At 63.9% G+C, this 15,683-nt stretch carries 12 protein-coding genes; 8 read left to right on the top strand and 4 right to left on the bottom strand.

All coding sequences use genetic code 11. The features are described from left to right. Positions 1–10 precede the first annotated feature (10 nt). Both NG900_RS08480 and NG900_RS08475 read left to right on the top strand, forming a co-directional pair. A complete protein-coding gene (locus tag NG900_RS08480; RefSeq protein WP_252679183.1) occupies positions 11–478 on the top strand; it encodes an Lrp/AsnC family transcriptional regulator in 468 nt (155 codons plus the stop codon). Between the two features lie 347 nt (positions 479–825). Continuing rightward, positions 826–2,988: a hypothetical protein gene (locus NG900_RS08475; RefSeq protein ID WP_252679181.1), complete on the top strand. Its 2,163-nt coding sequence runs from the start codon at positions 826–828 to the stop codon at positions 2,986–2,988. A 98-nt stretch (positions 2,989–3,086) separates the two neighbouring features. Here NG900_RS08475 and NG900_RS08470 read toward each other — a convergent pair whose 3' ends face one another. Continuing rightward, the gene (locus NG900_RS08470; RefSeq protein ID WP_252679180.1) at positions 3,087–6,314 is read right to left on the bottom strand and encodes an AfsR/SARP family transcriptional regulator; all 3,228 of its coding nucleotides are present in this window, start codon (positions 6,312–6,314) and stop codon (positions 3,087–3,089) included. Between the two features lie 429 nt (positions 6,315–6,743). Between NG900_RS08470 and NG900_RS08465 the strand changes: the two genes are divergently transcribed. From NG900_RS08465 to NG900_RS08455, 3 genes are all read left to right on the top strand, one after another. Continuing rightward, positions 6,744–8,393: a hypothetical protein gene (locus NG900_RS08465; protein WP_252679178.1), complete on the top strand. Its 1,650-nt coding sequence runs from the start codon at positions 6,744–6,746 to the stop codon at positions 8,391–8,393. A gap of 290 nt (positions 8,394–8,683) precedes the next feature. After that, positions 8,684–9,952, top strand: a complete 1,269-nt coding sequence (locus tag NG900_RS08460; protein ID WP_252679177.1) for a hypothetical protein — start codon at positions 8,684–8,686, stop codon at positions 9,950–9,952. A gap of 90 nt (positions 9,953–10,042) precedes the next feature. Continuing rightward, positions 10,043–10,924 carry a PDZ domain-containing protein gene (locus NG900_RS08455; protein ID WP_252679175.1) on the top strand — a complete coding sequence of 294 codons (882 nt, stop codon included), beginning with the start codon at positions 10,043–10,045 and terminating at the stop codon, positions 10,922–10,924. A 50-nt stretch (positions 10,925–10,974) separates the two neighbouring features. On the opposite strand, the gene NG900_RS08450 is transcribed toward NG900_RS08455, so the two are convergent. Continuing rightward, a complete protein-coding gene (locus NG900_RS08450; protein WP_252679174.1) occupies positions 10,975–11,163 on the bottom strand; it encodes a hypothetical protein in 189 nt (62 codons plus the stop codon). A gap of 223 nt (positions 11,164–11,386) precedes the next feature. Here NG900_RS08450 and NG900_RS08445 point away from each other — a divergent pair, with 223 nt between their 5' ends. The 3 genes from NG900_RS08445 (at position 11,387) to NG900_RS08435 (ending at position 13,732) form a co-directional block, all read left to right on the top strand. Beyond that, complete coding sequence (locus tag NG900_RS08445; RefSeq protein WP_252679171.1) at positions 11,387–11,896, top strand: DUF1993 domain-containing protein; 510 nt, start codon at positions 11,387–11,389, stop codon at positions 11,894–11,896. 184 nt (positions 11,897–12,080) lie between these two features. Then, positions 12,081–12,839 carry a tetratricopeptide repeat protein gene (locus tag NG900_RS08440; RefSeq protein ID WP_252679169.1) on the top strand — a complete coding sequence of 253 codons (759 nt, stop codon included), beginning with the start codon at positions 12,081–12,083 and terminating at the stop codon, positions 12,837–12,839. Between the two features lie 8 nt (positions 12,840–12,847). Beyond that, positions 12,848–13,732: a class I SAM-dependent methyltransferase gene (locus NG900_RS08435; protein ID WP_252679168.1), complete on the top strand. Its 885-nt coding sequence runs from the start codon at positions 12,848–12,850 to the stop codon at positions 13,730–13,732. A 142-nt stretch (positions 13,733–13,874) separates the two neighbouring features. Here NG900_RS08435 and NG900_RS08430 read toward each other — a convergent pair whose 3' ends face one another. After that, positions 13,875–15,050 (bottom strand): vWA domain-containing protein, encoded by a 1,176-nt coding sequence (locus NG900_RS08430; protein ID WP_252679167.1) that lies wholly within the window; start codon positions 15,048–15,050, stop codon positions 13,875–13,877. A 16-nt stretch (positions 15,051–15,066) separates the two neighbouring features. Next, positions 15,067–15,675 carry a GNAT family N-acetyltransferase gene (locus NG900_RS08425; protein ID WP_252679165.1) on the bottom strand — a complete coding sequence of 203 codons (609 nt, stop codon included), beginning with the start codon at positions 15,673–15,675 and terminating at the stop codon, positions 15,067–15,069. Positions 15,676–15,683 lie beyond the last annotated feature (8 nt).

Genomic DNA, 15,683 nt, shown 5'->3' with positions numbered 1-15,683 from the left:
TTCACAAGAAATGGACGCCATTGACCGCCAGATCCTGACGTTGCTGCAGGCCGATGCGACACTGCCCATCGCGGAGCTCGCCCAGCGCGTGAATCTTTCGCAGACGCCGTGCTGGAAGCGGGTGCAGCGGCTCAAGGACACCGGCGTCATCCGGGCCCAGGTGGCGCTGTGCGACGCACGCAAGCTGGGGGTCGGTACAACGGTATTCGTTGCGATACGAACCGATCAGCACACGGAGGAGTGGGCACAGCGCTTCACGCAAGTGGTGCGCGATATGCCGGAAGTGGTCGAGGTCTATCGGATGAGCGGCGAGATCGACTATATGTTGCGCGTCGCGGTGACGGGCATCGAGGACTACGACCGCATCTACAAGCAGCTCATCAAGGCGGTGCCGCTGTCCGATGTGAGCGCGTCGTTTGCGATGGAGCAGATCAAATATTCGACCGCGTTGCCGGTGCGCGACGGTGCCAAGGCGTGAAATGGGCTGCCCCCTCTTCGGTGGGGGCCTCGACTTTTCTCACCATGTGCTTGACCTGAACCCCACCCGAGGTCGGTGATTTCCCCGGCGCGAAGCGTGGCGACGCTATCGTTTGCGCCCCACGGAAACACGTGCTTATCTCGACGAAATGGCCATGGGGAGCAGGTGGTCGGCGCCTGACGCGGCGCGGCTGGCTCCCCCTGAGCCGCGCATGTCATTGCCTGCCTATCCACAATATTGAGGATGCGGCTGCTGGCCGAAATGCGGATGATCGTCGAGCGTCCGTGAAGGCTTTCCTTTCGGGCGCGCTCGTTTGCCAATAACAGAACGCCCAGGGGGGTATGCAAATGAAGAAGACGAAACAACAGGGCGCGGGTCAGCGCTTGAGCGCGGCGCCGGTCGCGGGCGCGCTATCGGTGGCAGCCGCGGTTCTGATGGCAGGGTGCGGTGGCGGCTCGGATGGCAGTAGCCCCACTACACCCCCCGCCACGCCGGCCGCTGCATCGCTGACGGGCACGGCGGCCACCGGTAGCGCGCTGGCCAACGCGAACGTCGCGGTGACCGACAGCGCGGGCAATTCCCCTTGCGTGGAAGCCACCATCACTACGACCGCGCTGGGCACCTATACCTGCACGTTGAAAATCGGCGAAGCCGCGCCGTTCTTCGTTGTGGTGACCGACCCCACAGGCAATACCGCGCCGCTGGTGAGCGTGACCACCACCACGCCGCCCGCCGGCTCGGCACTCACGCTGAATGCCACGCCGCTGACGACGGCCATCGTCGCGGCGCTGGATAGCACGGGCAATCCGCTGAATGTGGTGAGTTCCGGAACGGTGGCGGCGTCCAAGCTGCAGGCCATCACCGCTGCCGTGGTTGCGCAGATCACCAGTGTGCTCAACGCGATTGGCGCGCCTGCCGGCTATGACCCGTTCAGCACGACCATCTCTGCGGGCACGTCGTCCGCGACGGGCAATACGGCGGACCAGGTGCTTGATGTCGTCAAGATCGGGCGCGATCTGTCCACCGGAATGCCGACGTTGGCCACGGTGGACAATCCGACGCCGACGCCCATGGCCACCGACGCCAGCGCCGGTACAGCGCTTCAGGCGCCGGCTGCCAACGTTGCATCGCTGCCGCAGGGCGCACAACTCGTGGCGCAGCAGTTTGCGGCGTGCTTCGCACTGCCGACTGCCCAACGCGTGCTGACCGCGGACTCTACGATTCCCGCCGCGCAGGGTGGCCCGAGCGTGACGTCGATGGGCGCGGCCTGTCAGGACATGGTCGCATCGAGCAGCAGCGCCGCCGGCATCGCTTACCTGCAAAACGGCTATTCAGCGGGGCAGGCGTTCTACGGCATCCTGAACAGCGACAGCATGACCAACGCGCAGTTCGCCATCCCCGAGGTGATGGCGTTCTATCCGGCGGATAGTGCGACCAATCAGCCGGACCGCGCGGTGCTGAACATCAAGTACCTGGACAACGCCGGCAACCCGGGCAACATCATTACGGTGGCGCGTTATATCGCCAACGGAGCGACCGGCGCGCATCCCTCCAATTGGTGGGTCACGGGCAACCAGCAGTCCATCGACAGCACGTCCAAGACGCTGATCCGCCGCGTCGAGCAGCGTAACCCGAGCCCGCCGTCGGGCATCGGCAACAACTACAGCCATTTCCAGAACGGCATCCAGTTCTGGATCAATGCGACGGGCCCGGGCAGCCTGGACAGCGGGAACAACCCGTTGACGTATGCCCGCGTCAAGGGGCCGGGCCTGCCCACTAACGGCATTGTCTACGTTGCGCCGGACAGCACGGGGGAACCGGGCCAGGTCTACATGGACGTGCTCAATGCGAGCGGCACGATCCCGTCGGGCTTGCCCACGATCAACTCGCGCTGCGGCACGCCCGCCAATCCGTCGCCGAGCCAGCAATTCTTCGATTGCCCGAACTTCTGGTTCAGCAGAACGGTTGACGTGAGCGGCAGCGGCGCCACGACCCTGGCGAGCAACTCTACGTCCATCGTGTGGGCGCAGCCGAACTCCGGCGCCGACATGACCAAGGTGGTCAAGGGGGCGTCGTACACGATCGAGTTGTTCTTCGGTGCACCGGGCGCGACGCCAGTTGCCGGCAAGACGATCACCAAGACGTTGCTCACCGATCTCGTGCAGGCCACGCAAGGTGTGAATCTGGCGTGGAACACGCCGGGTCCGCAATCGCTGAACGCGCTCAACCCGACAGGTAGCCTGGCCGGCCAGCAAACCTCGTTGACGCTGGACTGGGCGCAGAACCCGTCTGCCGAGCAGATCGGGCGCATTGAGGTCACGACCGACACCAAGGGCGCCAATTTCGATGTCGGAACGGTGGTGCCGAAGGGCGCAACCTCCGCAACCGACACGCCGCCCACGCCGGTGCCGGCGTTCCCGGCAACCGGGCCGGCCGGACGCGCGTTGCTGTTTGGTTATCGGATGCTCGATAACAGCAACAAGACGGCGGTCTACACCTACAACTACTAAGCCGCTGATTCAACTGCGGGTCGGGTGTGCCAGTTGCCTGTGTGTTCGGGCGCTGGGACACCCGATTTTTTTTCGCGGTGCGCATGCATGGCAGCGGTCTATTGAAGCTGCTCGAGCATCGCAGCTAAAGCCCGAGAAGGCTCTGCGCCATAGACCGCCTTGAGCGTGTGCTTCCATTCCGCAAAGAATGCCTTGGACTGCGCGGCTTGCCCGTCCGCCCACAGGCGCTCCACCAGACGTTTGCACAGGCTTTCTGCCGTCGGATGCACATCCACGGCACGCTGGTACAACGTCACGGCCAGCCCATGGGCGTGGCGTGCTTCGAACCGTTCACCGGCTGCCAGCGCGGCGCGCACGGACTGGGCGCGCAAGCGCTCTCGCATGGGCAAGAGCCACGCCTCTTCGGGCTCGTCTGCAAGAAAGTCTCCTTGGTAGCTCGCCAGCATGTCGATTGCCGCTGCCAACAGCGTGTCGGCATCGGGCTCGGCTGTCGCGGCCATGTCGAGCACGGTTTCGCAGGCGGCCTGGAAGACCCATAGGTCGACACCACACAGGCGTGTATCGAGGTTGACCTTGCCATTACCGACCTGGATCGCCTCTGTGTTGCCGAGCAGTTTGCGCAGCCTGTGGATGGCCACGTCGAATGCGCCTTTTGCGGTGTCGCCATCTGCGTCGGGCCACAGCGCAGCCGTCAGGTGGTCAATGGCAACGTCGCGCCCGCCGTACGCGATGATCGCCTTGAGCGTGTCGAGGGTGCGCCGGTTGCCCTTGCCGCTTTGTGCGAGTGGCTTGCCGGAACAACTGACGCGGAAGGTGCCAAGCACGCGGATATCGATGTCCCATGGCCAATGCTTGAGCCGCGTCGTTGGCGCCTGAAGGCGCCGCTTGCGCACCAGGGCCGTCACGTACTCGCTTTCGATGCCCTCCGCCAAAGCGTGTGCGGCCAGGCTGGCCATCATGCCGGCATGCCATCCGGGAAAGTTGGTGACGCCAAAACGCTTGCCGAGTGCCAGGGCCTCAGCCAGCCATGGGTTGGCTGACTGACCACGATCCAGCGCAATCGCAGCGTGTACCGCCAGCGCTTGAAACAGCGCGACCTTGCTGTCGATCTGGCGAGCCAGTGCTTCGGCCTCCATGGCCAGGGCATCCGCACGCGTATCGTGGCCGAGCACGTGGTTGACGTAGGCGGAGGTGGCCAGGCTGAATGCCACGCCAAAGCGGAAACCCAGCGAGCGAAAACCGCTCAGGCCGAATTCGATCTTGAGCTCGGCTTCGCGCAATTGATGCTGCTGTAGCGCCAGCCATCCACACTCGAAATGATGCATCGCCTGGTCGAGCGGGCGCCCCGTGTGGATGTCCACCGCCATTTTGGCGCGGAAGGCTTCCGCCGCAGCCCATTTGCCGTCGGAGATGGCGGCGGCCAGCCCGTGGTCCAACAAGGCATGCTTCCAGAGGTGGATGCCGCTGGTGTGCATCAGGGCTTCGGTTTGGTCGACCAGGGCGATGCACTCGTCGTTGTCACCGAAGAACCAGTACCCCATGGCTTCGGTGGTCAGAATGGTGGTCCGCAGCAGGTCGCCGGTCTCCGGGGCTGCCAAGGCGGCTCGCATCAGTTGGAGCACCACGCGGGCGCGCTCGAGATCGCCCGTCCATAGGTGGTAGACCGTGAGCATGAAGCCGAGCGACGCTTGTGTCTGCACGTCCACGGCGCCGATGAAGGCGTGGGCGCGATCTGTCCAGGCGGCGCGATCCGGGTGCTCCATGGCATAGAACGCGAGTGCGGCCAGCACGCTTGCCAGCACGCGCGCCTCGGTTTGGGCGTCGGGGAAAACGGGGTAGCGGCTGCGCAGCGTGTCGAGGACTTCAAGCCAGTGGTCAAGCGGCCGGTAGTCCCGGGATTCGAAATAGATGCAGTCGACAATGCTCGACCACGCCAGGAAGCAGCCGGTTGCGTTGTCCTGGCCTTGAAACAGTGCCAGCGCGGGCTCGAAGTACTGCCGGGCCGCGGCCGGATCCAGTGCCATGCGGCAGCACCCAGACCAGAACAATAGCCACGGATCGTTGCTTCGGATGCCGGTGGGCAGCGGCGTCAGCAAGTCGCTCAAGGTGCGGTAGCGGCCCTGCTGCATGAGGGTTGGCGCTTGCTGCAGCGCCAGCGTTGCCAGTTCAGTCCACAGCCCGGCGCGCGCCAACAGCTCGCCCGCACCGGTAAGGTCGCCACGGGCCGCGAGCATGGCAGCGGCATCGATGATCAGCCGCTGCCGTTGCTCCGCGGAAAAGGCGTGGGGCAATTGCGCCAGCAGGAACTCGCGGAACAGCGCGTGATATTGGTAGGCCGCACCGTCGCCCCTGCCGAACTGATCGATGAAGTATTGCTGACGATGGGTTGGCGTGACGAAGCGATCCACGTCGGCATTGCCGGTGAGCGCGCGCGCTTCCGTCAGATCGAAGTTCGGCGGGATCGCGGTACACAGAAGAAAGTGGCGCAGCTCGGGCGTGGCTTCCCCAAACATCTCCTGCGCAAAGTACGGAAACAGCACGTCACGCGAGTCCAGGCGCGCAAGATGGTTGACGTCGTGCTGGCCAATCTGGTCCAGCAGCAACACGATGGCCGCCACCCAGCCGCCGCTGCGCGCATGGAGTTGGCGGGCCAGTTCGTGCAGCGCGTCTGGCGCCAGCGCCTGCGTGGTTGCGGACATGGCGGACACGGCGGACGTAGCGATACGGCGCGCGACGATTGCGCGCGTTTCTTCCTCGGTCAGCTTGAGGTGTTGCCAATCGAGCAGCGCGAGCTCCTGGTTGGCCTGGAGCCGGGCCAGCGTTGCCGGTGGCGAGAACCGGCTGAGCACCAGAACGCGCACGTGTTTGGGCACGGCGCAGAGTGCCTCGCGCATGATCAGGTTGAAACTCGGCTCGGCCTCGGCTGCGTGGTAGTTCTCGATCACCAGCAGGGTGGGCTGGGTCAGCGCTGAGAACAGCGCCCGGAAGTATCGACGGGCAAATGTCGCCAGATCGAACAGGTGATCGCCGGTGAAGGGCGGTAGCGATGCTGCGGGGCAGTGCATGCCGCACGCCAAACCGAAGTAGTGGAAGACGTTGGCCGGGTCGGTATCGCCGCTGTCCACCTCGTACCAGATCGGCCGTAACGCGGTGGCATCCAGGTAGCTGGCGGCCAGCTTCGTCTTGCCGGAGCCGGCGACACTGCTGACCCAGACGATGGGGCTCGCCTCGTGACGCTGGCCGATCAGGTCCAGCAGGCGCGGGCGCGGCACGATGCCGCCCGATTGCGGACGGTTGAGCTTGGAGAGGATCGACGAGGAGATCAACGTTTCAGTATGGGGCGGGTATCCGCACGCAAGCCAGCGTTGCGGCAGCTCTCGAAGTATTGCTCTGATGGCCTTGGCTCGGGTTCGGGTGTTTCCCTCAATTGCCATGCCTGACTGCGCGCGCTTGTCAGCAGCGCTGGCTGCCCGGAAGGGCCGCTTTTGACAATGTCATCGACCGGAACGCATGCGGCATCCCCTCGTTCGTGGGGTGTGCTCCGCGCCCGCCTGGCCAGGCACGCAACCGGATGGCGTCGCATTGGTAAGTCATCGGTAAGTGCCGATGTGGTGTCATGCCTTCGCATAAAACATCGCAAAAGAAGCCCCGGGCGGCCGATTTTCATTCATTTGAATGATGATCGGTTGCCTGGGCTTGAGAAGAATCGACGCAAGGCAACACCACACTAGAACGGCTCAGAAGGGAGGGAAATCATGAAGCTTGCACCTATCGCAATCGGCGCTGCGGCGCTTGTCCTGTCCGCTTGCGGCGGCGGCGGAGATTCCGCGCCTCAGCAAAACAGCCCGCAGTCACAGACGATCAGCGGGGTCGCTGCCACTGGCGCAGCCTTGTCCGGCGCGACGATCAATGTCACCTGCTCGGCGGGTTCCGGCACGGCCACCACGGGCGCGGACGGCAGCTATTCGGTGCCGGTCAGCAGTGCCACCCTGCCTTGCGTGCTGACAGCCACCAGCGCTGACAGCAAGACGGTGTTGCACTCCCTGATCGCCGGTTCCGGATCGATCAGCAGCGGCGCCACGGCCAATGTCACGCCGCTGACCGAACTGCTGCTCGCGCAGCTGGCGGGGCAGGATCCGGCGAAGTACGTGGCCGCGTTCACCTCGACCACGACCGTGAACGCCAGCGACGTGAGCGCTGCGCAATCGGCCCTGGTCAAGGTCCTCCAGGGCGCGGGCTTCGATGCGTCGGGCATCAGCGACTTCCTGGGCGGCTCGATCGCCGCGGGCAGCGGCCAAGGCTACGACGGGGTGCTGGACAAACTGCAATCGACGCTGACCGCCGCAGGTGCCACCCTGACCGACCTGAGCACGGCGGTTGCCAGCACCAGCGGCAGCTCCAGCACCGCAGCGGGTTCGACCATCGGCACCGTCATGGCACCGGCCAATTCGGCGTGCCCGGCGCTCAAGAGCGGCGATCACCGGTTGATCAAGTTCTCCGATGGCTCCGCGCAAGTGGTGACCATCGACGCCACCAAGCTGACAGTCGCGATGGGCGGGTCGAGCTACCAGCTCACCCAAGGCGCAACGGCCTGCGATTTCTCGTTGAACGACACGGGCGCGACGCGCGTGCTGGTGGCCAAGTCGGGCATGGCGGTTTGGGCCAACGGTACCGGCAACACGGGCACGCTGTCGCTGTCGATGCCCAAGCAGACCATCGACCCGAACGCCGTCAACGGCGTGTACAACATTGCCTTCCTGAGCGGGGGCGCACAAGGCGGGTACGGTACGAACACCTACGTCAACGGCGTCGTCAAGGCCGCCACGAATTGCGCGGTGGGTTCCCCTTGCGCGGTGGATAACAACGCGCCGTACGGGCACTTGGCCGCCACGTCGGATGGTGGCGCCGATTGGGTGGACGATGGCGCCTCGGCCGGCACCGTCGAGGCCCATGCCTATGGCTTCCAGAACGCGCAGGGCAATCTCATCTTGATTGCCGCGCTGGACGCCAGCCAAGGTGGTGGCGTGGGTATCTTCGCGCCGCAGACGACGCTGGCCGTGCCTGCAGTCGGCACCGTCAGCACTTTCTGGCAAACCACTGTCACGGCTACCGGCCTGCAGGCAGTCACGGAAGACAGCCACACCATCTCGGCCGTGAACGGCTCGACCGTCACCCGCACCTATGCGGATGGCCATACGAACCAGGTCAGCTACAACGATCCGTTCGCTGGCCTGCGTCACCGCGCTAAGGATGCCTGTACGACGACGGACGGCACCACAGCCACCACTTGCGCCGAGGTCTGGCAACTGCCGTTGGGTGGGTTGACGCTGGCATGGTATGGCTCCCCGTCGGTCACGCCTAGCAAGTATCAGGTGAATTTCTCGGTGAACAAGCCCGGTAACTAATCAAAAAAAGCCGTCAATCAAAGGCGGCAACGACCAGGGCGCCAATCGAGCGCCCGGCGCCGCCGCCGCATTCGGGGAGGTTGGCACCGGCTCATCGCGAGCCGGTGCCAGCGCATTTTTTTTAGTTCGTGTTCGATCCCGTGAATGCGCGCTGATTGCCACCCTCGCGGCGCGCTCCGCAGAGGGCTTGTCTGGATTGACCCCCCTCTACGCATTGCGATACAAGTCCGTTCTGTTGAATGGGGCGCGACAGCCTTACGCCGCGTCGATGGCGCGATGGTGTGGCGATCATGCAATCGCCCACGGACGATTCAAAAATACATGGGGCATCCGAGAATGCCCGTCACCGGGGGAGTGCAATGAGCAAGCCATCATTCAGGCCGTCTTTGTTGTGCGCTGCATTGTTGATCCTGCCCAATTTGGCATCGGCGTATTGCCCGCCAACCAAGCCGTCGTCGCTGCAGGAACAGTGCCTCGAACGTGAGGCGCGAGACCGCGAGCGAGAGCGCGAACGTGAACGTGAGCAACGGGAGCGAGAACGAGAACGCGAGCGGGAGCGTGAACGTGAGCAGGAAGCGGCGCGGGAACGTCAACGCCAGCAAGAGGCTCGCGAGCGTCAGCAGGAGCAGCAGCGTCAGCAGCAGGAAGCCCAGGAACGACAGCGCAGGCAGCAAGACGCGGAGCGCCAACACGCTGCGGCACAGGAGCGCCGGCGTGAAGTGACACAGGAGCGGTCGTCTGCCAAGACGCAGCCGCTTGGGCAAGGTTCAGCATTGCCAACCGTGCAATCCCAGGCACCGCAGCAGCAACGCAGCGCGCAAACCAGCCCGGCCACGCCGACGCAGCCGAGTGGTCCGGTGTTGCCGACGATTCGGCCTCAAACGGCACAGCAACAGTCGCTCGGCCAAGGGTCTCCGCTGCCGACGGTGTCATCTCAACTGCCGCCACAGCAGCGCGGCGCACAGACGATCCCGATTCCCCAAACGGTGCAGCCGACGAGCCAGACGCTGCCCATCAATGGCGCGCAACCTGCGCAGCAACCGCCCGCCGGGCAGGGTGCTCCGGTGATGACGCAATCCCAACTCCTGCGGCAACAACGCGCCGCACAGACGATCCCCATCAACCCGTCACCGCCTGCAGCCCAGGCGCAGCCGGCAAACACGGCCAAGCCAGTCGCCGCCCTTGGCAACACCAAGCAAGCCGATGCCTCGAGCGCATCCGCTGCGTCAGCGGCAGTCGATAAAAAGAAGCAGGACTATCTGCAGGCCGTCGCGCAATCGCTCAAGCTAAAGGCGCGTCATTGCCCGGACGGCGAAGGCAAGCATTACCTGGTCGGGGTGATGCCCAAGATCAAGCCGCGTGAAGTGGAATGCATCGACGTCCACTACACCGCGGCGTGCCCGGGTTCCGGCGCGGGAACCTCGGGAGTCATCAAGACATTCATGGGGGAATCGACCGACTGCTTCTTCGGCGATGCCGCGGAAGTTGCGCCGACGCCTGCATGCAAGCCGGCCGAGGTTCGGGTGCAGGTGTCCAGCGTGACAGGTTGCGGCGGCTGATCCGTGTTCGCAACCGCAGGGGCGCCTTGCCTGCGTCGGACACGATGGGCTCCGACACAGGCGGTCGAATCAGAACATCAAGGACGTGACATGCTGGGTTTGTTACCAAGGAAATGCGCCACGGTAGTGTTGGCGGCGGCTGGAATCTTGTCGGGCTGCGCGACTGCACCGGAAAACAACGGGGCTGTTCTGAACGTATACCGCCAACTTGACTGCAATACGCTGAAAGAACGTGATGCGCTTTTCAATCGTGCATTGACCGGCTCGCCACAGAATCAAGCTGCACAAATGTGGAGAGAGCACGCCGCCATGGTCAATCAGGCGCGCGCTGAAAAGCACTGTGGCGATTCCGGCGGGGCTGTCGCCCAGCGGCCACGGATCGGCATTCAAGTGGCTCCCGTTCCTGCTTCGTTGGCCACGGCTCTGGGGCTCAGTTCCACCAGCGGGGCGCTGATCGTCGACGTCATGAAAGGGCTGCCCGCCGACAAAGCCGGCATCGAGAAGATGGACGTTGTTCTCGGTATGGATGGGAAAAAGCTTGCAACGCCGGACGAGGTGCTTGCAGCGATCAAGCAGCTAGGCGTCGGCGCAAAGACGAACGTCCAGATCTGGCGCAATCGCAGCGTAAAAGACTATGTCGTCGATCTTTCGGCAGAATCAACGAACGGCGCGCCGCCAACGACAGACCTGGTGATGGAGGCCGCGGCCGGCGATTTTGATGCGGGCCGCTATTTTGACGCCTTCAAGAAGTATCAGAAGGTCGTCAAACAGAACCCCAACGATGCGCTGGCGTGGTACTTCATTGGGCAGTCATTAGACAAAATGCACGACGCGGCCGGAGCCAAGACTGCCTATCAGCGCGTCATCGACATCCAGCCACAGGGCCAGATTGCCGACTACGCACGCCAGATGCTGGCGAATCTGTCGCAGCCTGCCACCGCTTCGGGGAAGGCCGCTCAGAAGAAGAAATAGGGAGGTCCACGGGGATGCTGGATGAGGATGGCGGATGACCTGGGTAGCCCCTAGTACAGCCCCGTCACATCATCCATCACCTGAAGAATCCGCTCGCTCGTCGCGGCAACGTTGCGCAACTGCTCTGCGCGCGTACCCTCCGTCTGCCCGAGCGCCTCGGCGAAGAACAGCCACTGCGTGTTGGCCGGTTGCGGTCCGCTGCGGACCGCCGCCGAGTTCTGCGGCGCGGAGGTGAGCATGGCCCGCGCCGCCGTGAATATGCCTTACCGCACCGATCTCGGCCAAATGCGTCAACGTGAGGCGCGTGCCGGGCATCGCGGTGCGGCATGGGCGCTGTGCCGCCGCCGAGCAGGCATCGCTCAGTCGGGCCTACACTGTGCCCTGCGCGAGAGCGCGAAGCCCGGCAGATCGGGACCACGTGACTGCCGATGACCATCGATTGATACCAAGGGGAGCCTTCCGATGACCACACCTTCGATGTACGAGTTTCTGGTGCCGACCGCGAACCGCATGCTGGGCAACCTCTCGACGCTGCTCGACAAGGCGGCTGCCCATGCAGAAGCCAAGAAGTTCGACCCGGCCAACCTTCTGACCGCGCGCCTGGCGCCGGACATGTATCCGCTGACCCGCCAGGTCCAGATTGCATGCGACTCCGCCAAGGGCGCCGCGGCGCGCCTTTCCGGGGCGGAGCCACCATCGCATCCTGATGTGGAAGCCACGATTGCCGAGTTGAAGGCACGCATTGCGAAAACGCTGGATTTCATCAACAGCATTGACCCCGCCGCGTTCAACGGCAGCGAAGATCGCCCGATCACGCTGAAGACGCCATCACGCGAACTGCACTTCAGTGGCCTCGACTACCTGCGCGGCTTCGTGCTGCCGAACTTCTATTTCCACGTCACCACGGCCTATGCATTGTTGCGCCACAACGGCGTGGAGATCGGCAAGTTGGATTTTCTCGGCCGCCCCTGACCGAGCACCTTGTGGCAGATACAACGCCGGCTGTCTGATGACAGGCGCCGGCGTCTTTCATTGGGATTTCCGTTGAGCGGTGGCCGCGCGGGCGCTGACGATGCGCGCGTCCCGGCGCATCTGTCACAATCGCGCCCATGGCCGGCGCGGAGGATGCCGGTGCATTTCACTTTCGGGTTTGCACATGCCGTTTCTCGGAATCGGATTTCACGTCATCGTCGCGCTGTTCTTTGCCGTGCACGTGGTGCGCAGCCACCAGAACATGGTCTGGCTGTTCATCCTGTTCGCGTTTCCGCTGCTGGGGAGCGTGGTGTACTTCTTCGCGATCTACCTGCCGGAGATGCGCCACTCGCGCGGCGCCCGCGTGGCGAGCCGGGCAGTCACGCAACTGATCGACCCCAACCGCGCCGTGCGCGAAGCGCGCAACGATTTCGACCGCGCGCCGACCGTGCAGCATCGCTTGCGCCTGGGCGAAGCGCTGCTGGAAGCGGGCGATGCCAAGGAGGCGCGTCAGCACTTTGAGCAGGCTGCTACCGGCCCGTTTGCGAGCGACCCGGCCGTGCTGCTCGGCCTCGCACGCGCGCAGTTCGCCACCGGCGATGCGGCGCTCGCCAAGGAGGCACTCGACAGGCTGTTCGAGGCGCACCGCGTGACGCGCCAGCAGCCCGATCCGACGCTGCTGTACGCGCGCGCGTTGGCTGCCACGGGCGCGCCCAATACGCGCGAGGCATTCGAGCAGGCCCTGACCTGCGCCAACGATGCCGCTGCCCGCTGCCTGTTCGGTGAATGGCTGCTCGCCCAGAACAACGATGCCGACAAGCAGCGCGCCCAATCCCTCTTTGACGACATCCTGCGCGACGCCAAGCATTGGACGCGCTACGCCAAAGACCACAATCGCGAATGGCTGCAGCGCGCAGCCGCCGCCCAGTCTTCTTCCCGTTGATCCGCTTTATGACGCTGTTGAAACGTAAATCCATCGAGGCCGTGGCCTCGCGCCGTCCGGCCCGCGCCAAGCGCGAAGACCGCCTCGATCGCAACGACCATGACGATGAACCGAAGCGTATGGCCCCGCGCTTTGCGCCGGTCACGTTCTCCGAACTGTCTGGCGTGCGCTACCTGCACTTCGGCACCGAGTGGGTGCAGGGCGCGATGCGCCTGTCCAAGCCCGATGCCATCGAGCTGGAATATGCCCAGCAGATGATGGCGTGGCTGCTGTTTCTCGACCCAGCTTCGCGGCCGGATTTCCATGTCGTGCAGCTTGGCCTGGGCGCTGCTGCGCTAACCAAGTTCTGTCATCGCCAGCTCGCCCCTGCGCAGGTGACGGCGGTGGAGTTGAACCCGTCGGTCATCGTTGCGGCGCGCAGCATGTTCAACATGCCATTCGACGACGCACGCCTGAGCGTGCTGGAGCAGGACGCTTACGACTGGGTGATGGACGCCAGCCACCACGGCACCGTCGACGCGCTGCAAATCGATCTGTACGACGCCACGGCGCGCGGCCCCGTGCTCGATACGCCTGCGTTCTACAAGGCCTGTCGCCAAGTGCTGCGCTCGCCGGGTGTGATGACCATCAACCTGTTTGGTGACCACACCAGCTTTCCGCGCAATATCGAGCGGATTTGCGATGCATTTGATAACCGGGTGCTGGTCTTCCCCGAAGTGCATGACGGGAATGTGATTGCGCTGGCGTTCAATGGGCCGCCGTTGCAGGTGAGCTGGGATGCGGTGAAGGAGCGGGCTGCTGCGCTGCAGGCCACGCTCAAGTTGCCGACCAAGGGGTGGGCTGAGGGGCTGCGTAACGCCAATGCCGGGCAAGAAGAGGCGTTGGTGATTTGAGTTTTTGCTTCTGGTGCATCGCTTGTTTCATTCTCTGCCGGGGCTGACCTACTTTCTTTGGCAAGACAAAGAAAGTGAGTCGGGGCCGGCAGGGCACGAAAGGGTAGTGGACCACAGGCCAAAACCCAAAAAAGCATGCCCCCTATTTTGACAACAACCGCATCGCCGATTCCAGCCCAGCAATCGTCACCGGATACATCCGCGTCTTCATGATCTGATTGATGACCGAGATGGACTGCCGGTACTCCCACAAGCCTTCCGGTTCAGGGTTGAGCCAGACAAACTTCGGAAATTGCTCAATCAACCGCTTGAGCCACACCGCACCGGCTTCGGCATTGTTGTATTCCACCGAGCCGCCGGCCTGCAGGATTTCGTACGGGCTCATGGTCGCGTCCCCCACGAAGATCAGCTTGTAGTCGGGCGGGTACTTGCGGATGACGTCCCACGTGGAGAAGCGCTCCGCGTGACGGCGCCGGTTGTTCTTCCACAAGTGTTCGTACACGCAGTTGTGGAAGTAGTAGTACTCCAGGTGCTTGAACTCGGTCTTGGCCGCGGAGAAGAGCTCTTCCACGCGCTTGATGTGGTCGTCCATCGACCCACCCACATCCATCAGCATCAGTACCTTGACGTTGTTGTGCCGCTCGGGGCGCATCTTGATGTCGAGCATGCCCGCGTTGGCGGCCGTGGAGTGGATGGTGTCGTCCAGGTCCAGCTCGATGTCGGCACCGTCGCGGGCGAACTTGCGCAGGCGGCGCAGCGCCACCTTGATGTTGCGCGTGCCCAGTTCGACGGTGTCGTCGTAGTCCTTGTACGCGCGCGCTTCCCACACCTTGACTGCCGTGCGGTTGCCTTTGGACGGTCCACCAATGCGAATGCCTTCCGGGTTGTAGCCACCGTGCCCGAACGGCGACGTGCCGCCGGTGCCGATCCACTTGTTGCCGCCTTCGTGGCGCTCATGCTGTTCGTTCAGCAGTTCCTTCAGGCGCTCCATCAGCTTGTCGAGGCCGCCCATGGCTTCGATCTTCGCTTTCTCTTCCGGCGACAACTCGCGTTCGAGCTTCTTGGTGAGCCAGTCCAATGGAATGTCTGCGCGCCAGTCGACCGCGCCTTCTACGCCCTTGAAGTAGGCGCCGAACGCCTGGTCGAATTTGTCGAAATGCTTCTCGTCCTTCACCAGCGTCATGCGCGCCAGGAAGTAGAACTCGTCGAGCGAGGGGGCGATGACCTGCTGCTTGAGCCCTTCGAGCAGCGTCAGGTATTCCTTGACCGAGACCGGCAGTTTGGCGTGCCGCAGGGTGAAGAAGAAATCGATGAGCATGGGGATCCTCCGGCGTTCAGCCGCGCGGCTGCTCCAGCTTGTATTGCAGATGGCGTTTCACGGTCAGCCATTCCGATTCGATGATCGAGAACACCACCGTGTCGCGGAAGCTACCGTCCGGCATGCGCTGGTGATTGCGCAGCACGCCATCCTGCTTGGCGCCCAGGCGGGCGATGGCGGCGCGGCTCTGGTGGTTCATCCAATGCGTGCGGAATTCCACGGCAATGCAGCGCAGCGTCTCGAACGCGTGCGTGAGCAACAACAGCTTGCATTCCGTGTTGATGGCTGTGCGCTGCACGGACTTTGCGTACCACGTGTGCCCGATCTCCAGCCGTCGGTTGGCTTCGTCCACGTTGAAGAAACGCGTGGCGCCGATCACCTTGCCTGGTTGCCCATCGTGCATCTCGCGCACGACAAACGGCATGGCACCCAGGCGCTCGCGCATGTCGAGCGCAATGGCCAGCCAGTCGCCCACGTTCTCGGGCGCGGGCACGGACGTGTACCAGAGCTTCCACAGTTCGCCGTCAGCGGCTGCAGTGCGCACTTCATCCACGTGCTCGGGGCCGAGCGGCTCCAGCCAGGCGTGCTGGCCGGACAGGGTGACGGGCTCGATCAGGCGCGGCATCGTGCAGC

Source organism: Ralstonia soli (genome assembly GCF_023955655.1).
In the GTDB taxonomy this organism is placed as follows: domain Bacteria; phylum Pseudomonadota; class Gammaproteobacteria; order Burkholderiales; family Burkholderiaceae; genus Ralstonia; species Ralstonia soli.
The sequence above is the reverse complement of the archived record's forward strand: the minus strand, read 5'-3'. Positions and strand labels throughout refer to the sequence as shown.